Annotated in this window: 17 protein-coding genes and 1 pseudogene; 7 read left to right on the top strand and 11 right to left on the bottom strand. The window is 70.3% G+C overall.

Annotation, left to right across the window (positions count from 1 at the left end; all coding sequences use genetic code 11):
* Nucleotides 1-38: 38 nt before the first annotated feature.
* Together ACQ86G_RS02840 and ACQ86G_RS02835 are read left to right on the top strand one after the other, a co-directional pair.
* Nucleotides 39-686, top strand: a complete 648-nt coding sequence (locus tag ACQ86G_RS02840; protein ID WP_431259223.1) for a BON domain-containing protein — start codon at nt 39-41, stop codon at nt 684-686.
* A gap of 267 nt (nt 687-953) precedes the next feature.
* Nucleotides 954-1,868: pseudogene (locus ACQ86G_RS02835) on the top strand (sce7725 family protein); the annotation flags it as partial.
* Nucleotides 1,869-1,979: 111 nt separating this feature from the next.
* On the opposite strand, the gene ACQ86G_RS02830 reads toward ACQ86G_RS02835, so the two are convergent.
* The 5 genes from ACQ86G_RS02830 to ACQ86G_RS02810 form a co-directional block, all read right to left on the bottom strand.
* On the bottom strand, nt 1,980-3,830 hold the full coding sequence (locus ACQ86G_RS02830) for a molybdopterin dinucleotide binding domain-containing protein (RefSeq protein WP_431259222.1): 1,851 nt from the start codon (nt 3,828-3,830) through the stop codon (nt 1,980-1,982).
* Nucleotides 3,803-4,279, bottom strand: a complete 477-nt coding sequence (locus ACQ86G_RS02825; protein ID WP_431259221.1) for a hypothetical protein — start codon at nt 4,277-4,279, stop codon at nt 3,803-3,805. Before ACQ86G_RS02825 ends, ACQ86G_RS02830 begins: the two co-directional genes overlap by 28 nt.
* Before the next feature lie 101 nt (nt 4,280-4,380).
* A complete protein-coding gene (locus ACQ86G_RS02820; RefSeq protein ID WP_431259220.1) occupies nt 4,381-5,142 on the bottom strand; it encodes a LytR/AlgR family response regulator transcription factor in 762 nt (253 codons plus the stop codon).
* Nucleotides 5,139-6,248 carry a histidine kinase gene (locus ACQ86G_RS02815; RefSeq protein ID WP_431259219.1) on the bottom strand — a complete coding sequence of 370 codons (1,110 nt, stop codon included), beginning with the start codon at nt 6,246-6,248 and terminating at the stop codon, nt 5,139-5,141. Before ACQ86G_RS02815 ends, ACQ86G_RS02820 begins: the two co-directional genes overlap by 4 nt.
* Nucleotides 6,249-6,419: 171 nt before the next feature.
* On the bottom strand, nt 6,420-7,448 hold the full coding sequence (locus ACQ86G_RS02810) for a sensor histidine kinase (RefSeq protein WP_431259218.1): 1,029 nt from the start codon (nt 7,446-7,448) through the stop codon (nt 6,420-6,422).
* 133 nt (nt 7,449-7,581) lie between these two features.
* Here ACQ86G_RS02810 and ACQ86G_RS02805 point away from each other — a divergent pair, with 133 nt between their 5' ends.
* Nucleotides 7,582-8,430, top strand: coding sequence for an alpha/beta fold hydrolase (locus tag ACQ86G_RS02805; RefSeq protein ID WP_431259217.1), 849 nt, complete (start codon nt 7,582-7,584; stop codon nt 8,428-8,430).
* 96 nt (nt 8,431-8,526) lie between these two features.
* Here ACQ86G_RS02805 and ACQ86G_RS02800 read toward each other — a convergent pair whose 3' ends face one another.
* Both ACQ86G_RS02800 and ACQ86G_RS02795 read right to left on the bottom strand, forming a co-directional pair.
* Nucleotides 8,527-8,889, bottom strand: coding sequence for a PilZ domain-containing protein (locus ACQ86G_RS02800; protein ID WP_431259216.1), 363 nt, complete (start codon nt 8,887-8,889; stop codon nt 8,527-8,529).
* A 25-nt stretch (nt 8,890-8,914) separates the two neighbouring features.
* Nucleotides 8,915-9,340, bottom strand: coding sequence for a hypothetical protein (locus tag ACQ86G_RS02795; RefSeq protein ID WP_431259215.1), 426 nt, complete (start codon nt 9,338-9,340; stop codon nt 8,915-8,917).
* Between the two features lie 253 nt (nt 9,341-9,593).
* Between ACQ86G_RS02795 and ACQ86G_RS02790 the strand changes: the two genes are divergently transcribed.
* The gene (locus ACQ86G_RS02790; protein WP_431259214.1) at nt 9,594-10,244 is read left to right on the top strand and encodes a DUF1134 domain-containing protein; all 651 of its coding nucleotides are present in this window, start codon (nt 9,594-9,596) and stop codon (nt 10,242-10,244) included.
* A gap of 72 nt (nt 10,245-10,316) precedes the next feature.
* On the opposite strand, the gene ACQ86G_RS02785 is transcribed toward ACQ86G_RS02790, so the two are convergent.
* Nucleotides 10,317-10,985 carry a GGDEF domain-containing protein gene (locus ACQ86G_RS02785; RefSeq protein WP_431259213.1) on the bottom strand — a complete coding sequence of 223 codons (669 nt, stop codon included), beginning with the start codon at nt 10,983-10,985 and terminating at the stop codon, nt 10,317-10,319.
* A gap of 294 nt (nt 10,986-11,279) precedes the next feature.
* On the opposite strand from ACQ86G_RS02785, the gene ACQ86G_RS02780 reads away from it, so the two are divergent.
* Both ACQ86G_RS02780 and ACQ86G_RS02775 read left to right on the top strand, forming a co-directional pair.
* Nucleotides 11,280-15,206: an LAGLIDADG family homing endonuclease gene (locus ACQ86G_RS02780; protein ID WP_431259212.1), complete on the top strand. Its 3,927-nt coding sequence runs from the start codon at nt 11,280-11,282 to the stop codon at nt 15,204-15,206.
* Nucleotides 15,164-15,388: a hypothetical protein gene (locus ACQ86G_RS02775; RefSeq protein ID WP_431259211.1), complete on the top strand. Its 225-nt coding sequence runs from the start codon at nt 15,164-15,166 to the stop codon at nt 15,386-15,388. Before ACQ86G_RS02780 ends, ACQ86G_RS02775 begins: the two co-directional genes overlap by 43 nt.
* Nucleotides 15,389-15,463: 75 nt before the next feature.
* On the opposite strand, the gene ACQ86G_RS02770 is transcribed toward ACQ86G_RS02775, so the two are convergent.
* Nucleotides 15,464-15,652, bottom strand: coding sequence for a hypothetical protein (locus ACQ86G_RS02770; RefSeq protein ID WP_431261320.1), 189 nt, complete (start codon nt 15,650-15,652; stop codon nt 15,464-15,466).
* A 529-nt stretch (nt 15,653-16,181) separates the two neighbouring features.
* On the opposite strand from ACQ86G_RS02770, the gene ACQ86G_RS02765 reads away from it, so the two are divergent.
* The gene (locus tag ACQ86G_RS02765) at nt 16,182-16,772 is read left to right on the top strand and encodes a DUF3455 domain-containing protein (RefSeq protein ID WP_431259210.1); all 591 of its coding nucleotides are present in this window, start codon (nt 16,182-16,184) and stop codon (nt 16,770-16,772) included.
* A gap of 132 nt (nt 16,773-16,904) precedes the next feature.
* Here ACQ86G_RS02765 and ACQ86G_RS02760 read toward each other — a convergent pair whose 3' ends face one another.
* Nucleotides 16,905-18,476, bottom strand: a complete 1,572-nt coding sequence (locus ACQ86G_RS02760) for a PEP-CTERM sorting domain-containing protein (protein ID WP_431259209.1) — start codon at nt 18,474-18,476, stop codon at nt 16,905-16,907.
* Nucleotides 18,413-18,958 (bottom strand): hypothetical protein, encoded by a 546-nt coding sequence (locus ACQ86G_RS02755; RefSeq protein ID WP_431259208.1) that lies wholly within the window; start codon nt 18,956-18,958, stop codon nt 18,413-18,415. Before ACQ86G_RS02755 ends, ACQ86G_RS02760 begins: the two co-directional genes overlap by 64 nt.
* Nucleotides 18,959-19,008 lie beyond the last annotated feature (50 nt).

The raw sequence follows: 19,008 nt of genomic DNA, 5'->3' as shown, positions 1-19,008 counted from the left end.
ATGCCGATCCCCCTTCCCCGACCTCCAAGGACCTCCGCATGACGACCCAGACCCGTTGGAACCGCCGCCTGATCCTCGCCGCCGCGCTGGGTGGCGCCCTGCTGCAGACCGCGTGCGTGCCGCTGATCGTCGGCGGCGCCGCGGTGAGCGGCGCCCTGGTGGCGACTGACCGCCGCACGTCCGGCACGCAACTCGAGGACCAGGGCATCGAGCTCAAGACCTCCAACCGCATCCGCGAGCAACTCGGCGACCGCGTGCACATCAGCGTCAACAGCTACAACCGCATGGTGCTGCTGACCGGCGAGACCCGCAACGACGAGGACAAGGCCGCCGTCGAGCGCATCGCCCAGGGCGTCGAGAACGTCAGCAGCGTGCTCAACGAAGTCGGCGTGGGCATGCTGAGTTCGCTGTCCAGCCGCGGCAACGACGTCGCCATCGCGGCGAAGGTGAAGGCCAGCCTGGTCGATGCGAAGGACCTGATCTCGAACGCGTTCTACGTGGTCGTCGAGCGCGGCAACGTGTACATCATGGGTCGCGTGACCGAGCGCGAAGCCAATCGCGCGACCGACATCGCGCGCGGCGTGCGCGGCGTCCAGAAGGTCGTGCGCGCGATGGAGATCATCAGCGAGGCCGAGCTGGCCGCGATGGGCCAGGCGCCGCAGTCCAAGTCGAAGACCGCGCCCTGAACGGGCGCTGGACACACGTTGAACGCGACCGGCGGCGCCGTCCGACGGCCGCGCCACCACCTCCGAGGGACCGCGATGCGGTCCCTTTTCCTGGCCGCGAGGTCGGCCCCGGAAAAACGGGGCTCATCAGTGTCGAGTCCCCCGCCGGTGGTGCGATGTGGATCCGGCGCTTTCGGACATTTTGTCGAGTCCTTTGACTTGGCTCACACATGAAGGCAGTCGCTGCTGACGGATGGGTCAGCGCTCTTCATCATCGCGCCTCCCTCAATGAGCAAAGCGGAGGACGAGGCGATGTACTTTCCCTATCTCCATGGCAAACAGAAGGAGGTGCTGGCCTTGCGGCACCTCGCGCCGGTGCTCGGTCCGGAAGGCCGGCTGCAGCCGTTGCTGGAGCCGGTGCGTCAGGCGACGACCTCGGTCCGGCACACGCTCGAGGCCTGCGAGTCACACCGGCTCCAGGTCTGGCTGGTGGTCAATCCGGCACGCCAGGATTTCGAACTGCTGCCGCCGGCGCAGTCGCTGGAATGGGGCCGTCAGCTGTTCACCTCCCTGCCCAGGCGGCAATGGATCCACCCGACCCTGATGCTCGGCCCGTCCTTGACGCCGCCCCTCATCCGGCGTTTCGTCCAGCTGTTCGGTTCCAGGCCGCTGGGGATCGTCGTCGGGTCCGACGCGCCGCCGCTGCACGAGGTGATGACGCTGCTGGGCGGCGCGCAGGTGCGGACGGTCTTCTTCAAGGACATCGAGCCCACGCAGGCGACGCGCGCGGCGGTCAGCCCCGCCGGATGCGTCTGGGTCGAGAACCGGCGGCTGCCGGAGAACCCCGAGTTGCGCGTCAGCGAACGCCATCTGTTCACCGATCGCGCGCTGACCTTCCACAGCGACGGATTCGCGGGATTCTCGGACTACACGACGCTGCCGTCACGTCCGGAGGCGCCGGAGCTGCCGTCGCGACTCGCCGCTTTCCGTCTCAGCTGCCTGCGCACCGCGCCGGCCACCGGCGAGTTCTGGATCGAACACTTCCTGGGCGGGCGCTTCGGTCCCGACGAGGGCGGCGCCGATGCGCGCTTCCGCCAGGCGCTGCTGGCTCTGCAAGCGGCGTTGGAGCGGACCGACGTCTGCTTCGGTCCCACCGAGGCGGTGCGGCGTTACCTCGACGCCCTCGCCGCAGGCACGGTGCCGACGCGGGCGCTGAGCAAGCAGTGGGAGGTGATGCACCACCTCGAACTGGTTAGCGGTGTGCTGGCGGGACGTTTCCCGCCGAAACCGGGGGCGTCGCGCCCGACGGGTTGCTCACGAGGTCGCCGCGCTCAGGCGCACCGGAATTCCGCTGAGGACCGAGGTGCCCGAGACCGGATCCCGGGCCTCGTCGTCCAGCAGCAGGTTCATGTTGACGCCGGGGTGCCGGGCGGCGACGGAGAGCCGGCTGCCGGTGAGGTCGTGGCCCCAGCCGTGCGGCAGGCTCACGACGCCGGGCCGCATGTCCGGACTGAGCGCGACCGGTGCGATCAGGCTGCCGCGCGCGTTGCTCAGGCGCGCGGCCTGGCCGTCGGCCAGACCGGCGCGTGCGGCGTCGTCCGGATGGACCAGCAGCGTGCAGCGGTCCCGGCCCTTCGCCAGCACCGGCAGGTTGTGCATCCAGCTGTTGTTGCTGCGGGTCTCGCGGCGGCCGATCAGCAGCAGCTCGTCGCCGGTGGGATGGCGCAGCGCGGCGTCCGCGTGGACGAGGTCCGCCAGCAGCGCGGGCGGCGCCAGCTCGATGCGGCCCGACGCCGTGCGCAGCACCTCGGGGATGCGGGGCTGCAGTTCGCCGAGGTCGATGCCGTTCGGCGCCGCGCGCACCTGCTTCAGCGTCAGGCCGTCCGGCTTCGCGCCGAAGCCGTCGCCGTACGGACCCGAGCGCAGGCCCAGGTCGAGCCAGCGCGCCGGGCCGGCACCGCCGTCCAGCATCGCGAAGATCGCCTCGGCGTGGTCGCCGGTCTGGCGCTTGAGTTCGGCACGCAGCGCCGCGTCGTCGAAGGCCTGCAGGTCGGCGTCGGCCGGTTGGCCGGCGACGATGGCGGCCAGTCGCAGCAGCGTCTGCCATTCGGCACGCGGCGCTTCGGACGACGGGCTCCCACCCGCGCGTGGGTCGGCGTTCGCGTCAGGGTCCGTGGGCATCACCGGGCCGGACCAGCGCGCGTGATTGCGCCAGGACAGCTGCGCGAACACCATGTCGTAGTGCCAGTCCTCCAGCGGCGACGGCGGCGGCAGGACCAGGTCGGCATGGCGGCTGGTCTCGTTGATGTAGGGGTCCAGGCTGACCATGAAGTCCAGGCCGTCGAGGGCGCGCGCCAGACGCGCGCCGTTCGGCGACGACAGCACCGGGTTGCAGGCCACGGTGATCAGCGCGTGGACCTGCCCGTCGCCGGGCGTCTCGATCTCCTCGGCCAGGCAGCTGATGGGGAACTCGCCCATGACCTCGGGCGCCTTGCCGACGCGGCTCTGGCGGCGGCCGGTCGCAACGCCCTTGCCCTGACCCGGTCGGCCCATCGTGTTGGCCGCGAAGGCCGCGGCCTTCGGGAACATCAGGCCGCCCTCGGTGTCGAAGTGGCCGGTGACGATGTTCAGCGCGTCGATCAGCCAGCTGTTCAACGAACCGAAGCGCTGCGTGCAGGTGCCGAAGCGGCCGTAGAGGACCGCCTTCGGCGTCGTCGCGAACTCGCGCGCGAGCCGCCGTTGCGCGTCCGCCGCGATGCCGCAGTGCGCGGCGCCGCGTTCGGGCGGGAAGTCGGCGACGGCGGCGCGCAGCGCGTCCAGGCCCTCGACGTGATCGGCCATCCGGCCGAGATTCACCAGCCCTTCCTCGAAGACCGTGTGCAGCAGGCCCAGCAGCAGGAACACATCGCCGCCCGGGCGGATCGCGAGGTGCTCGTCGGCGGCTTGCGCGGTCTCGGTGCGGCGCGGATCGATCACGATGATCCTGCCGCCGCGCGCGCGCATCGCCTTGGCCTTGCCGCGGTAGTCGGGGCTGGTCCACAGGCTCCCGTTGCTGACCATCGGATTGGCGCCGAGGCAGAGGAACAGGTCGGTGCGCGGCAGGTCCGGCACGGGGACGCTGAGCCAGTGGCCGTACATCAGGCCGCAGGCGAGTTGCTTGGGCATCTGGTCCAGCGTCGAGGCGGAGAACAGGTTGCGCGTGCCCAGCGCGCGCGCGAGGTGAGGAAGTAGCTGAACAGGCCGATCTTGTGCGAGGCCGGATTGCCGATCGTCAGCGCGACCGTGTCGGCACCGAACTGCTCGCGCAACGGCGGCAGGCGGCGGGCGATCTCCTCGAAGGCCTCGTCCCAGCCGACCGGGTCGAAGCCCGATCGGTCCGCGCGGCGGCGCATCGGCTGGCGCAGGCGGTCGGGGTCCTCGTGCAGGTCTTTCAGCGCGACGCCCTTGGGGCAGAGGTAGCCGTGACTGAACGGGTCGGCATCATTGCCGCGGATGGACACGATCGCCGTGCCCTCGGCGGACGTGCGGGTGCGGATCTCGAGCCCGCAGCAGGCTTCGCAGAGCGGGCAGATGCGGGTGTGCGTGTGGTCGGTGGCGGCGGCGTCGATGGCCATGGCGGTCTCCCGTCGTTTGGCGACGATTGTGGGAGCGCCCCGGTGCCCGCGAGGTCATGTGCGCGACAGGCGCCGGGGCCTCGGGCCTGCGGCCGGGCCGGCTACATCTGCCGGAACAGGTGGGTGTAGCTCTCCGCGACGATCAGCGCGTCCTCGCTCTCCTTGAGCTTGACCTGCATGCGCCCGCGGAAGTCGCGCGAGACGCCCGCGACCGCCGCCGCGTTGACCAGCGTGGAGCGGTGGATCTGCCAGAACTGCTGCGGATCGAGTTCCTCGACCAGTTCCTTGAGCGGCTTGCGGATCAGCGCCTCGCCCTGGCGCGTCGCGACGCGGGTGTATTTGCTGTCGGACTGGAAGTACAGCACCTCGTCGACGGTGATCAGCTTGAGGGTCTGCCCGACCGACGCGTTGATCCAGCGCAGGTACTGCCGTTTCGTCGTGCCGCCGGCCTGCGCGCCGAGCTGGCTCAGCACCGCGCTGAGGTCGGCGGGCGGCCCCGCCAGGCGCTGCTTGATGCGCTGGATCGCGGTGAACAGCCGCGCGGGTTCCAGCGGCTTGAGCAGGTAGTCCACCGCGCCCTCGTCGAAGGCGGCGACGGCGTACTGGTCGTAGGCGGTGACGAACACGACATGCGAGCGGCCCTGCACCTGGCGCGCCACGTCCAGGCCGGTGGCGCCCGGCATCTCGATGTCGAGGAAGAGCACGTCGGGCTTGACCTCGTGCAGCAGGCGCAGCGCCTGCACGCCGTCGGCGGCCTCGCCGAGGATGTCCAGTTCCGGCCAGAGCTGGGAGAGCCGCTCCACCAGTTCGTGACGCAGCGTGGCCTCGTCCTCGGCGACGACGGCGGTCGGGTGCAGGGTCATGCGGGCAGCTCCAGCGTGAATTCGGTGTCTTCGGCGTTGCTGCGGCATTGCAGCCGCGGCGCCGGCGTGCCGGGGGCGCGTTCGAGGCGCTCCAGCCGTTCGCCGAGCGCGTGCAGCGCCGCTTCCTCACCGCCCAGGCCGCCCCGGTCGAACGACAACCGCAGCCGCAGGCCGCCGCCGGGCGATTCCTGCGCGCCCAGCCGCGCCTGCGACGGCAGCCGCGCGGCATCGCGCAGCATCAGCTGCGCCAGCGGGAGCAGCAGCATCGGCGGCAACGGCCGCGTGGCGAGCCACGCGGACCAGTCGGTCGACAAGGGCAGCTGCCGGCGATGGCGACCCGCCACCACGGCGAGGTAGCTGTCCAGCAGTGCCGCCTCGGAGGCCAGCGTCACGCCGCGCTCGCGCAGCCGCGGCAGGGCCACGCGCAGGTGGCGGATCAGTCGTTCCATCTGCTCGGGCGCCTCCTGGTCGGCGCGGTCATAGGCGCGCTCGATGTCGACCAGCGTGTCGAACAGGAACTGCGGCTCCACCTGCGCCTGCAGCGCGGCCAGCCGTGCGGCGACCGCGTCGCGCTGCATCGCGCTCTGCTCGCGCAGCAGGGCCTCGACCTTCGCCCGGGTGCGGCGGCGGCGCAGGGCCATCTCGTACCAGGCCACCGACAGGCTGGCGGTCACGCAGATGGACAGGCATTCGCCGATGAAGTTGACCCAGCCCACCGGCAGGCAGGGGGCGTCGCACTTGCGCTCCCGCGCGAGCTCGGCGATCGAGGGCAGGTGGAGCATCGGCATCAGCTGGTCGTAGAGCAGCTTGGCGAGCACCGCGCCGATCAGCACCGCCATGCCCACGCGCGCGATCCGCCAGCGGTTCTCCGGCGCGCTGCGCGACGCCGGCAGCCAGGTGAGCAGGATGACCAGCGCCACCAGCAGCGGCGTCAGCATCTGGTTGGCGAGCGCCGACGGCCAGCGCGCGTCCTCCATCACGTAGAAGATCGACGACGCGTCCACCAGCCCGTAGAAGACGCCGATCAGCAGGAACCAGGACAGCTCCTCGCGGCGCAGCGAGCGCCACGAGTGCCAGACATGGGCGAACGGTTCGCGCAGGCTCATGGCGCGAGCCCGACGGTCGCTGCCGACGAGGCGGTCGCCGCATTCGCCGCGGCCGCCGGGCCGGCGGCATCGCCGCGCCCCCGCCGCCCAGCGGCACGCGGACCCGCGCGACCACGCCTCGGGGCGCCGCGGCCTCGAGCTCCAGGCAGGCCTCGCGACCGAACATCGCGGTCAGGCGCGCCCGCGTGTTGGCGAGTCCCACACCGCTGCCGCCGCTGGCGGCGAAGCCCTGGCCGGTGTCGCGCACTTCCAGCACCAGTCCCTGTCCGCCGGGCTCGCGGCGTGCGGCGATGTCGATGCGGCCGCCTTCAGGCAGGGGGACAGGCCGTGCTTGATGGCGTTCTCCACCAGCGTCGGCAGCACCAGGGGCGGCAGCGGCGTGGCGAACAGGGCGGCATCGGCCTCGATGTCGAAACGCAGCCGATCTCCCATGCGCATCTGCAGGATGGTGAGGTAGCTGCGCGCCAGTTCCAGCTCCTGCCCCAGCGTCGAGGTGCCCTGGCGCATGCTCGGCAGCGCCGCGCGCAGGTAGGCGATCAGGCTGCCCATCATGTCGCGGCCGCGTTCGGGCGCGGTCTCGTACAGGCGCTTCACATTGGCCAGCGTGTTGAAGAGGAAATGGGGCTCGATCTGCGCGTTCAGCGCGGAGAACTGGGCCTCCATCTGCTGTGCCTGCAACCGGTCGTGCTGGCGCGCCAGTTCGGCGAGCCGGGCCTGGGCGCTGCGTTCCTCGCGCACGCCGTGCAGCAGCGCGGCGAAGAAGCCGCCCAGCACCAGCCACAGCAACGACGTGGAGAGCAGCCAGTCCCAATGCAGCGGCGCGTCGGGATCCCCCAGGTTGGCGACCTTGTAGCGCAGCAGCGTGCCGAGGGTGGCCCCCGTGGCGATCGCGACGGCGCGTACGCCGACCGGCCACCGGCTCCGCCAGCGGACGAGCAGGGCCTCGGCCAGGGCCAGCGCGGCCAGCACGCTGAGCGCGGTCAGCAGGGTCTGCCGCGTGAAGCGCAGCCATTCCATGAACCAGCCGGAGACGCTGTCGTCCTGCGTCAGCCAGGTCAGCGACCGGGCGCCGGCCATGGCCAGGCAGAAGTAGAAGGCCGCGGCGACCATCCGCAGGTTGAAGAGCTGCAGCGCGGCGTCCCGCGCCGAACGGCGCGGCTCGGGCGCGTCGCCGGGCGGGGAAGGGAACGCATCGGACATGGGCGGCATTCTGGCCGTCGGGCGCGCGACCCGCCAGCGGGCGTGCGACGAAGCCGTCCAGGGTCGGACGAGTCCGGCATCCGTGGGGCGGATGCGGCACAGGCGCAGCACGGAAGCGGCATACTCGCCGCCCATGAAGATCCATATCGGAAACGGCGTCCGCCTGTTCGTGGACGTCGAGGGGCCCGGCCTGGTGCCGGACGGGGCGCGGATGCGGGAGAAGCCGACGCTGATCTGCATGCATGGCGGGCCGGGTTTCGACCACGCGGCGTTTAAGCCGGCGTTCAGCCAGCTCGCGGACCTGGCGCAGATCGTCTACTACGACCACCGCGGCCATGGCCGCAGCGATCCGCGTCCGTCTTCCGAGTGGACGCTGGACATGTGGGCCGACGACATCGTCCGCCTCAGCGACGCGCTGGGCATCGAGCAGCCGATCGTGCTGGGCCAGTCCTTCGGCGGCTTCGTCGCGCAGCGCTACATCGCGCGGCATCCGGGCCACGCCTCGAAGGTGATCCTGTCGAGCACGTCGCACCACATGGGCCTGGCGCGCAAGCTCGACGCCTTCGAGCGGCGTGGCGGCCCCGAGGCCCGTGCATTGGCCGAGGCCTTCTGGAGCCGCCCGACGCGCGAGACCTTCGAGGCCTACTGGGCCGGCGTCCGCCACCTCTACAACACGCAGCCGGCGGCCGATCCCGAGGCGGGCGGTCGCACGCTGGTGAACCTGGACATCCTGCTGCACTTCGTCAGCGGCGAGAAGCAGGACCTCGGCCTCCTCAAGGGGCTGGAGAAGGCGCAGTGTCCGGTGCTGGTGATGGTCGGCGAGGACGATCCGGTCTGCCCGCTCGAGGACGCGCTGGAGATCCACGACGCGCTGCCGCCGCCATGGCGTCAGCTGGCGCGATTCCCGGGCGTCGGGCATGGCGCGTGGCGCGACGATCCGGTCGCGGCCTTCGCGGTGCTGAGGAAGTTCATCGCCGAATGATCGGCGGGTGACTCGGTCGTGCTCCCTCGCCCGCTTGCGGGAGAGGGTGGGGGTGAGGGCCAGCGGCCGTCGAAGTCCCGCTGATCGCTTCGTGCGTCAGGACGCGACGAGCGCCTTGAGGTCGCGCTCGACCAGCGTGGCGTCGCCGAGGTTCAACTCGATGACGCGGCGCAGGTGGGTGATGCTCTCGATGTCGATGCCCAGGCAGAGCAGGCCGGCGCGATCGCCCTCGACGTGCGCCAGTTGCGCGGCCATCGTGATGCGGCCGTCATGCGGCGCCAGCGGCAGGTCCAGCAGGCACAGCGCGCCGGGCTCGACGCCCGATCCGGGCGGCAGCAGCAGCAGCGCGCCCTTGAGCGACAGGTCCAGCACCTGCACCGGCAGGCGTTGATCGACCGTCACCAGCTGCGCCGGGCCGGCGAAGGCGATGCGGGAGAAGTGACGGCGTTCGGCGCTCATGGTGGGCTCGCGAGTGGGCCGGCGCTCAGAGCTCGGCGTAGATGGTGCTCTTCTCGATCGCCTGGTGCAGGCGCGAGGGCGCCAGCGGTTCCAGGCCCATCGTCTCCAGCAGGTACCACGAGGCGCGCAGCAGCGCGGAGGTGGCCTGGCGGAGCTCGGTCGACTCGGGCGTCTCGGCGCGGGAGAGCATCGCCTGGAGCTGGCGCGACTGCTGGTGGCCGCCCACCTCCGGCACCTGCGAGGGCACGTGGGCCTGGGTGAGCCGGCCCAGCAGCTGCTGGACCTCATGGCCGTGCTCGGGGGACTGGATCAGGCGGGCGAGGTCGCCCAGCAGGCGCTCACCGGCGGCCGCCAGCAGCTGCGCGGAATGGTCCGCGCCGCCGCCCACGTAAAGCGCCGACGCCATGTCCAGGTACTCCAGCGCTCGCGCCAGACGGGGCAGATCACTCACCGCATGTCCTCCTTGATGCACTCTTGTCACGACTGCTGTTGCATGCATTGCCGCGGTCTTGTTCTGGAAACCGGTTCCCTCGCGGCGGCGTAAAGAGGAGTGTATCGGCGCGCCGCCGCGCTGCGCACACCGTTTGTCACGACGACGGGTAGCATCCATCGGTTCGCAGGGCGGGCACTCTTTTGCCATCCGACCTGGCCTGGCGCGGGCGACGCCAGAACCCCACGCCATCCAGACTTACCCGGAGATTCACATGAACCGTCATGACATGCCGACCGAGGGACTGATCGATCTCAGCGAGGCGCCGACGATGCGCGCGCGCCGCGACGCGCTGGGGCGGCTGGGCCGCTATGCCGCCGCGGGGCTGGTGCTGCCGCCCGGACTGGCCGTGCTGCCAGCGCTGGCGGCCGACGGCGAGGACGACACCTACGACCAGGACTCGGTCGTGCATGCGGCGACGGAGTTCTTCGGCGAGACGACCGAAGGCCTGGCCAAGGTGATCGAGAAGGCCTTCAAGGACCAGGGGCGCCCGAACGCCTACATCAAGGGCCAGGAAGCCAGCGGCGCCCTGACCGTGGGCCTGCGCTACGGCGAGGGCCAGCTGATCATGAAGCGCGGCGGCAGCGCCAACGTCTACTGGGCGGGGCCGTCGGTCGGGTTCGACGTCGGCGGCAATGCCTCGAAGGTGTTCACGCTGGTCTACAAGCTCCCGAAGACGAGCGACATCTACCGCCGCTTCCCCGGCGTGGACGGCAGCCTGTACTACATCGGCGGCGCGGGCGTGAACTACCAGCGCGCCGACGGCGTCACGCTGGCGCCGATCCGGCTGGGCGTGGGTCTGCGCGCTGGAGCGAGCGTCGGCTACGTCCACTACCGGCGCGAGAAGACGATCAATCCGTTCTGAGATCGCAGGACGGTAGGCCGCCAGTGGCGGCGTCCACGCGGGGCCGGCCGGGTTGCGGCCCCTTCAGCCTGCTCAGCCGGTGCGCAGCGGCGCACCTTCGCGCTGGCTGCGCGCGAGCGCCTGCTCGGCGCGGCCGAGCAGGCCGCTGCCGGTGTCGCCCGGACCGCGCCAGGCCGTGAGGCCCATGCTCAGTGGACCGGCGGTCGGCTGCTGCTGCATCCACACCGCGCGGAAGCGCTCGCAGACCTTGCGGCCGGTGGGCAGGTCCACGTCGTGCAGCAGCATCAGCATCGCCTCGCCCTGTCCGAGCGCGAGCACGTCCTGCGCGCGGCACTGCTGACGCAGCATGTGGGGCAGCGCGCCGGCGGGCGCACGCGCCGCGCCCAGCGCCACCAGGCACCAGGCCATGTCCGGGGAGTTCTGCTGCTGGCGCTCGACGAGCCGGGCCAGCAACTGATCGCGCGAGGCCAGCGGCGAGGACGCGCCGGACTCGATCGCCAGCAGATGGAATCGCTTGAAATGGGCGAGGGCGACGCTGAAGTCGCCGTGCGCCTCGGCCAGGGCGCTGAAGGTTTCCTGGATCGGCGCGTGGTTGTCGCCGTGGATCTTGCGCAGCTCGTCCAGACGGGAACGGGCTGCATCGAGTTGGCTGTCCAGGATCAGACGGCGGGCCTCGGCGCAGCCTTGTTCCAGATCGCCCAACGTATTGGGGCTGGAGCGCAAGACCTTATCGGGAGTCATAACTGAAAAGAATAGCGTCCGCTATACGACCAATCTATGGGGCCAACCCGGGGAAACGCCGTTGCACTCGCATCAAATGGTGTGTGGGCCGCAAGTGCGTGCTTACCGGTGGACACGCCGACGCCAGGTTGGTGACGAGCCGATGAGCGCTCGGCGACGGTGACCGGGGGATGGGCGACAGGTGGATCGGATGACGGCCTCCTGCCGAAGCCATGACGCTTTCGTGGATCGGGGACACGGGTCGCGAAGGGGCGGGACTAGGATGGTCCGCGCCCCGTTGACGGAGATCCCCGCATGACCCAGAAGACCGTTCCCCCGTCCGCGCCTGCGGCCTCGTCGCAGCGGCCGCTGCAGGCCACCGCCGACACGCTGCCGCCCCAGGACATCAGCGCCGAGGTGCTGCTGGAGAAATACGCCAAGGGCGGCGAGCGCAGCCTCGAGGAAGTGAGGGCGCGGGTGGCGCGGGCGCTGGCGGCGGCGGAGTCGCCCGAGCAGCGCGCGCACTGGGAAGCGAAGTTCCTGGAAGCGCAGCGGCGCGGTTTCGTGCCGGCGGGGCGGATCGCGTCGGCGGCGGGGACGGGGCTGTCGGCGACCTTGATCAATTGCTTCGTCCAACCGGTCGGCGACGCGATCGCCGAGGAGGAGGACGGCCATCCCGGCATCTACACGGCGCTGACCGAGGCGGCCGAGACGATGCGTCGCGGCGGCGGGGTCGGCTACGACTTCTCCCGGATCCGGCCCCAGGGCGCGTACGTGAAGTCGACGCAGTCGAGCGCATCGGGGCCGGTGAGCTACATGCGGGTCTTCGACCGCAGCTGCGAGACGGTGGAATCGGCCGGCTCGCGTCGTGGCGCGCAGATGGGCGTGCTGCGCTGCGACCATCCGGACATCGAGGCGTTCATCCACGCCAAGGACCAGGGCGACCTGAAGAACTTCAACATCTCGGTCGGCGTGACGGACGCGTTCATGGAGGCGGTGGAGGCGGACTCGGACATCGAGCTCGTGCACAAGGCGGCGCCGGGCGACAAGCAGCGCGCGGCCGGCGCGACGCAGCGCGCGGACGGACAGTGGGTCTACCGCCGGATGCGGGCGCGCAAGCTGTGGGACCAGGTCATGCGCTCCACCTACGACCACGCGGAGCCGGGGGTGCTGTTCCTGGACCGGATCAACGCGGACAACAACCTGCATTACTGCGAGTCGATCAGCGCGACGAATCCGTGTGTGACGGCCGACACCTGGGTGTTGACCGGGGACGGCCCGCGACAGGTCGGCGACCTGATCGGGACGCCGTTCCTGGCGATGGTCGACGGCAAGGCCTACCGGACGGAGTCGGCCGGGTTCTTCCCCACGGGAACGAAACCCGTGTTGCGCCTGAAGATGAAGGAAGGGCAGTCGTTGCGACTGACCGACAACCACCTCGTGAGGAGAGTCCTCAAGCGGTCCCGCCACGTGACCGAAACCGATTGGGTTGCCGCCGGAGCTCTGCAGCCAGGGGATGAGGTGGTCCTCCATGAGCATCGTTTGTTCGAAGGTTGGGGTGGCGACTACACCGCAGAGCAGGGATACCTCATCGGAGCGCTGCTTGGCGACGGCTGGCTGACGGAGTCCAAGGCAGTGCTGTCTGTATGGGCGCCGGAGTTTCATCAGGCGGTCAACGGCGCACCACTCCAGCATTCGGCGGAGGGCATCGCCACGGCCATCTCGGCGGCCATTGCTTGCTTGCCCCATCGGGCCGACTTTCGGGGATGGCAACGCCCCATCGCAGCGCAAGGTCAGATGCGTTTGGCCTCCGCGCCGTTGCGCGACCTGGCGTTTGAACTCGGCATGCGATGCGGGCCCGGTGGCAAGCGGATCACGCCGACCATGGAGCGCGCGTCATCAGCGTTTCAGGCCGCATTCCTGAGCGGGTTGTTTGACGCCGACGGCTCTGTACAGGGCAATCAGGAGAAGGGCGTCAGCGTTCGACTGACTCAAGTCGATCTCTCAGTGCTCCAGGCAGTGCAACGAATGCTCCAGCGCTTCGGAGTGGTCAGCACGATCTATATGAATCGTCGGAGTGCCGGGATGCGCGTTCTGCCTGACGGCAAAGGCGGGTCCCGCGAATACCCGCATCAGGCGGCGCATGACCTGGTGATTGCGCTCGACAACCTGCAGGTTTTCGAGGATCGCATCGGATTTGCGGACACAGCGAAGGCGGAACGGTTGGCGCAGCTTTTGGTCGCCCAGAAGCGCAAGCCCAATCGCGAGCGCTTCGTAGCGACCGTGGCGTCGGTCGAGCCCGATGGCGTTGAGCCCGTCTACGACGTGACGGTCGAGCACGTCCATGCGTTTGATGCCAACGGCCTGATGGTCCACAACTGCGCCGAGCAGCCGCTCCCCTCCTACGGCTGCTGCTGCCTCGGCTCGATCGACCTGACGGTCTTCGTCGAGGACGCGTTCGTGGCGAAGGCCTCGTTCGACGAGGCGGAGTTCGCCGACATCTGCAGGACCGCCACCCGCATGCTCGACAACGTGCTCGACGTGACGCCGTGGCCGCTGCCGCAGCAGGCGCGCGAGGCCGCCAACAAGCGGCGCGTGGGGCTGGGCTTCACCGGCCTCGGCGACACGCTGGTGATGCTCGGCCTGCGCTACGACGGCGAGCCTGCCCGCGCGATGGCGCGCCGCATCAGCGAGATCATGCGCGACGCCGCCTACGAGGCGTCGGCCGACCTCGCCGTCGAGCGGGGCGCGTTCCCGCTCTTCAACGCCGATCTCTACCTGTCGGGCGGCAACTTTGCCTCGCGGCTGCCGCCGTGGCTGAAGGACAAGATCCGCGCGCAGGGCCTGCGCAACTCGCACCTGCTGTCGATCGCGCCGACCGGCACGATCTCGCTGGCCTTCGCCGACAACGCCAGCAACGGCATCGAGCCCGCGTTCTCGTGGAGCTACACCCGCAGGAAGCGCATGCCCGACAACTCCTTCAAGGAGTACGCCGTCGAGGACCACGCCTGGCGGCTCTACCGCCACCTGTTCGGCGCCGACGCGCCGCTGACCGAGGCCTTCGTCACCGCGCTCGAGCTGCAGGCGTCGGACCACGAGGCCATGGTCGCGGCCGTCGCGCCCTACGTCGACACCTCGATCTCCAAGACCGTCAACGTCCCGGCGGACTATCCGTATGGCGACTTCCAGGACCTCTACCGGCTGGCCTGGAAGAGCGGGCTGAAGGGCCTGGCGACCTACCGCCCGAACAGCGTGCTCGGCGCGGTGCTCAGCGTGGAGCCGATCGCCAAGCCCGAGCCGCTGAAGGCCGACATCGGCCCCAACCAGCGCCTGCGCGTCGAACGTCTGCCCAAGCCGGTGCTCGCCTCCCTGCGCTGGCCGAGTCGGCCCGAGATGCCCGGCGGCAATCCCGCATGGTCGACCATGATCCGCCACCCGCATGGCGACTTCGCGCTCTTCGTCGGCGAGCTGCCGGCGGAGGGGCCGGACGCGGGCCTGTTCGGACGCACGCTGCCGTTCGAGGTCTGGGTCAACGGCGCGGAACAGCCGCGCGGTCTTGGCGCGATGGCCAAGACGCTGTCGATGGACCTGCGCGCCAACGACGCGGCCTGGCTGCGGCTGAAGCTCGACGCGCTCGCGACCGTCGCCGAGGAACGCGCGTTTGAAATGCCGATGCCGCCGCTCGGCGAGGCGCGGCTGTTCCCGGGCGTGGTCGCGGCGACCGCCGCGGTGATCCGCTGGCGTTGCGAGCAGCTCGGCGCGTTGCAGGAAGGCGGCCCGACACCCGTGCTCGACGCGATGTTCTCGCGCGAGGAGCCGCGCACCGGCACGGCCGGCACGCTCGCGTGGGCGGTCGACGTCGACAACCCCGCCACCGGCGAGCTGTTCACGCTGACGCTCAAGGAAGTCAGCCTGCCCACGCCCGACGGCGGCAGCGTCACGCGACCCTGCGCGATGGGCTTCTCAGGCAACTATCCGAAGGCGCTGGACGGGCTGGCGCGCCTGCTGTCGCTGGACATGCGGGTGCTCGACCCGGGCTGGATCGGCATGAAGCTGCGCAAGCTGCTCAACGTCGGCGAGCCGCTGGGCCACTTCATGGCGCCGGTGCCGACGTTGTCGGGGGAAGACGGCAGCAGGTGTGGCCGTCGACGGTCGCGTATGTCGCGCGTCTGGTCATCCACCGCTACGCGATGCTGGGGGTGCTGGACGAGAGCGGTTATCCGCTCGTCGACATGGGGCTGATGCAGCAGGCGCCGCTGAAGGCTGCGGGAGCGGCCACGGGGTCGGCGCGCGCCGCCTCGGAAGCCGGCGGCATCGTGGCGATGGCCGGCAAGAAGTGTCCCGAGTGCGGCAACGCCACGCTCATCCACCGCGACGGGTGCGAGTTCTGCACCGCGTGCGGGTTCGTGGGGCAGTGCGGGTGACCGCCCCGCCGGGCGCCATGCCCGGCGTGATGTCCGGCTTGATGCCCGGCGTCAGGCCTGAGGTCAGGCCCGAGGTCAGGCCTGGCCCGGGGCCTTGTCTTCCGCGGGGGCGTCGCCGCCAGCCGGTGCGCCTTGGGCATTCGGCTCATCCGCAGGGGCATCCGAGCCCGCGCCGCTGGCCTTGCGATAGGCCTTCTCTTCCTTCTTCTTTTTCTTGGCCAGCTCGCGTTGGCGTTTTTCGTATGAGTAGTTGGGGGTAGCGATATCGGCCTCCGATAGGTTGGGGGTGATCGATGAGCCTGACGTTTCCGCCATTGCGCGAATCCGGGCCAGTTCCTGGCGGTGGACGTTGGTCCCGGTGGTGGTCAATCGAAGGCCGCCGCCATGCCATTCCAGCCAGTCCAGGTCGACCAGGCGGTCGATCAGCTTTTCCGGAATCTCGTTGGCCTGACGCCGCTGGAGCGCATCGACACTCTGCCGCAACGAAGCACGGAGCTCGTCGAGGGTTTGTGGGACAGGCATGGTGCTCCTCCTCCGATCCCGCCCCGCGACATGCGGAGCGAACAGATTCGCCAAGCAATCAAGGCGAGGACTTGCACGGCTTCCGACAGGAGAGCGAAGCGAAGACTTCGGGATGACAGGCTCACGGTCTATCGGCTGATCGTAGCGCAGACCCGCCCGCGAACCTTCCGCGCCGCTTTTTTCACGGAAAACGAATCCGTTAAGACGGCGTTTGCGTACAGCGTCATCGGTGGGGCGCTTGGGCCTCGCCGCCAACCCCCGAGGAGCTGCGATGACCGCCTTGTCCCCCCGCACGAAGTCCGTTCCGAAGTCCGCTCTCGCCCTGCTGGCGCCCGTCGCGTTGCTGGGCGCCTGCGCCATGACAGGCCCGTCGTCGACCGCCCCGGCGTTCTCACAGGCCGCTCTGCCCGCCGCCGTGCAGGTGCCGGACGGCCACAAGGTGTCGATGGAGACCGTCGGCGTCGGCAAGATCACCTACGAATGCCGCGCGAAGAAGGACATGGCGGGCCAGTTCGAGTGGGTGTTCGTCGGTCCGGACGCGGCCTTGAACGACAGGCGCGGCACCCTGGTCGGCAAGTACTACGGCCCGCCGGCGACCTGGGAAGCCCGCGACGGCTCCAAGGTCACCGGCACACAGGTGGCGGTGGCGCCTGCGGCGGTCGGCAGCATCCCGCTGCAGCTGGTGAAGGCCAATCCGGCCGTCGGCATGGGTGCCATGCAGGGCGTCAGCCACATCCAGCGCGTGGCCACCAAGGGCGGCGTCGCGCCGCAGACGGCTTGCGACGCCGCAGGCGTGGGGCAGAAGCAGGTCGTCGACTACCAGGCGGACTACATCTTCTGGTCGCCGGTGGCGATGCGCTGACGGGTCGCGACTGCCGGCGTGGCTCAGCGCGCAGGAAGCCGCTGCCTGCCTACGCCGCTGGCCCTCACCCCCCTCTCCCGCAAGCGGGAGAGGGGAAAGAGGCGCGAGCGTGACGAGTGAACCGCGGTGCGGTCAGACGGCAGCGCCGCGCTTGCGCAGGCGCCATCCCAGCATCGCGATGCCAGCGAGCAGCAGCGCGTAGGTCGACGGTTCCGGGACCGCGCTCAGCGTCGTGAAGCCGTTGCTGAAGCTGTAGGTCGCCGCCAGGCCGTTGACCTTGGTCGCGGCGACGAGGTTCAGGAAGCTCGCGTCATGCGACAGGTCGCCGGCGAAGCGCAGCGCGTAGCCGGCGCCGAGTTGCGTCACCGTGAGCACGCTGCCCGCGACCACGCCGCCCACCGAGGTGAAGCTCAATCCCGCGCCGTCGAGTTCGAACGTGCCGCTGCCCAGCAGCGACAGGCTCGCGAAGCTCTGGTTGCCGCCGGTCACCTTCAGCGTGCCGCCGTTCACCTCGAGCGCGCCGGCCGCGCCCAGGCGCTGGTCGCCCTGCAACTCGAGCACGCCGCCGTCCAGCGTCACGGTGCCGATGTGCTGGCTCTGGCCGGTCAGCACGACGCGGCCGCTCTCGACCTGCATCCGGTTGACGTCGCTGAACGCGCCCGCGTAGCTGAACTGGTGGCCGTTGCCGACCTCGAAGCGGACCGTCGCCGAGCCCGCGGCGCTGGCGCCCCGCACGTCGCCCAGGATCACCGCCTGGCCGCCGCTGACCACCAGCGTGCTGCGGCCCGCGCCGAGGTCGATCGCCACGCCGCTCGCGCTGCCGTCGATGCGGCCGGCGTTGATCACCGTCGTGTCGTAGTCCGAGGCCGAGCGGATCGCCGCCGCCGTCCCGCCGCCGACGATGGTGCCGCCGGCCTGGTTGTCGATGCGGACCAGCTTGCCGCTGCCGCCCAGGCCGCCGATGTAGATCGCCGAATCACTGTCGCCGCGGATCACGCCGCCGGCGCCGTTGATCACCGTCGCGTTCGAATAGAGCGCCTCGCGCTGACCGGCGTTCGGGCCGCTGGTGATGTCGTTGCCGACCAGCGAGATCCCGCGACCCACCGCGTTGGTGTTGCCGACCGCGACCAGTCCTTCGATCAGACCGGTGTTGCGGATCGTGCCGCCGCCGACCGACAGGCCCTCGCTGAACGCCAGCCCGCTGCCCACCGGCGAGAACGCGTTGATCGAGCGGATCGTGCCGCTGTTGATCAGGTCCACCGGGCCGTCCACGTCGACGCCGTCCCCGTCGCCGGTCACGCCGTTGCCGGTGATCAGCCCCGCGTTGCGGACCGTGATCACCTGCAGCGAATTGAAGCCGTCGAAGTTCAGACCCGAGCCGTTCATGCCGCGGATCGTCGCGCCGGCCGCGTTGTTGATGGCGCCGGTCCAGGCGATCGCCGTGTCCGGGCCGCCGGTCACGCCGTGGCGGCCGCCTTCGAGCAGGCCGCCCGACAGGTTGTTGAAGGTGATGCCGCTGTTGCCCTGGAAGTCGACGCCGTCGCTGCTGGAGCCTGTCGTCGTGATCGATCGGATGGTGCCGGCGTTGTTGACGATGCCGTTGGCGCCCGGACGGACCGCGTCCGCCTCGTAGGCCAGCATCAGCGCGCCGGCCTGGTTGTTGACGACGTTGCTGCCCGAGGCGATCGCGTTGAAGTCGACCACCTGGTTGCCGCCCCCGAGGCGTTCGTGGAGATCATGCTGCCCCAGTTGGTCAGCGTGACGCTCGCGGGCGACTTGTTCATCTGGATCAGGTCCGCGTCCTGCGCGCGCATCAGCGCGGTGCTGTTGGTCGCGCTGCCGTTGACGATGATCAGGTTCTGCACGCCGGTGTTGTCGCGGATCACGCGGCCCGTGCCTGTCTGCACGATGGTGCCTAGGTTGTTGAGCGTCGCGTTGTTGCCGCTGACCGTCACCGCGACCGTCGAGCCGCCCACCGTGAGCGTGCCGGTCGCGCACAGCGCGCCGGTCTGGCCGTTCCCGCTGCCCAGCGTCTGCGCAGCCGTGAACGCGCCGCAGAGGTCGAAGGACGCGGCGCCGGCCGAGCCGGCCTGCAGCAGCAGCGCGGCAAGCGCCAGTCCGCTCAGGCGGAACACCGGCGCGCGGCGCAGGTCGGGAGCGGAACGGCGGGACAGGAGGTGGGCCATGGCAACGGGTGTCTCGTGTGAAAAATTCACGCGATGCTAGGAGGCACCGG

It is taken from the genome of Roseateles chitinivorans, from assembly GCF_050632145.1.
Lineage (GTDB): Bacteria > Pseudomonadota > Gammaproteobacteria > Burkholderiales > Burkholderiaceae_C > Roseateles > Roseateles chitinivorans_B.
The sequence above is the reverse complement of the archived record's forward strand: the minus strand, read 5'-3'. Positions and strand labels throughout refer to the sequence as shown.

Excerpts from the sequence above, each read along its gene's own strand:
- ACQ86G_RS02800 (WP_431259216.1), bottom strand. The coding sequence starts at position 8,889 with ATGAGCGCCGAACGCCGTCACTTCTCCCGCATCGCCTTCGCCGGCCCG.
- ACQ86G_RS02825 (WP_431259221.1), bottom strand. The coding sequence starts at position 4,279 with ATGGCCATCGACGCCGCCGCCACCGACCACACGCACACCCGCATCTGC.
- ACQ86G_RS02755 (WP_431259208.1), bottom strand. The coding sequence starts at position 18,958 with ATGGCCCACCTCCTGTCCCGCCGTTCCGCTCCCGACCTGCGCCGCGCG.
- ACQ86G_RS02785 (WP_431259213.1), bottom strand. The coding sequence starts at position 10,985 with ATGACTCCCGATAAGGTCTTGCGCTCCAGCCCCAATACGTTGGGCGAT.
- ACQ86G_RS02765 (WP_431259210.1), top strand. The coding sequence starts at position 16,182 with ATGACCGCCTTGTCCCCCCGCACGAAGTCCGTTCCGAAGTCCGCTCTC.
- ACQ86G_RS02815 (WP_431259219.1), bottom strand. The coding sequence starts at position 6,248 with ATGAGCCTGCGCGAACCGTTCGCCCATGTCTGGCACTCGTGGCGCTCG.
- ACQ86G_RS02820 (WP_431259220.1), bottom strand. The coding sequence starts at position 5,142 with ATGACCCTGCACCCGACCGCCGTCGTCGCCGAGGACGAGGCCACGCTG.
- ACQ86G_RS02830 (WP_431259222.1), bottom strand. The coding sequence starts at position 3,830 with ATGCCCAAGCAACTCGCCTGCGGCCTGATGTACGGCCACTGGCTCAGC.
- ACQ86G_RS02790 (WP_431259214.1), top strand. The coding sequence starts at position 9,594 with ATGAACCGTCATGACATGCCGACCGAGGGACTGATCGATCTCAGCGAG.
- ACQ86G_RS02805 (WP_431259217.1), top strand. The coding sequence starts at position 7,582 with ATGAAGATCCATATCGGAAACGGCGTCCGCCTGTTCGTGGACGTCGAG.
- ACQ86G_RS02780 (WP_431259212.1), top strand. The coding sequence starts at position 11,280 with ATGACCCAGAAGACCGTTCCCCCGTCCGCGCCTGCGGCCTCGTCGCAG.
- ACQ86G_RS02810 (WP_431259218.1), bottom strand. The coding sequence starts at position 7,448 with ATGTCCGATGCGTTCCCTTCCCCGCCCGGCGACGCGCCCGAGCCGCGC.
- ACQ86G_RS02840 (WP_431259223.1), top strand. The coding sequence starts at position 39 with ATGACGACCCAGACCCGTTGGAACCGCCGCCTGATCCTCGCCGCCGCG.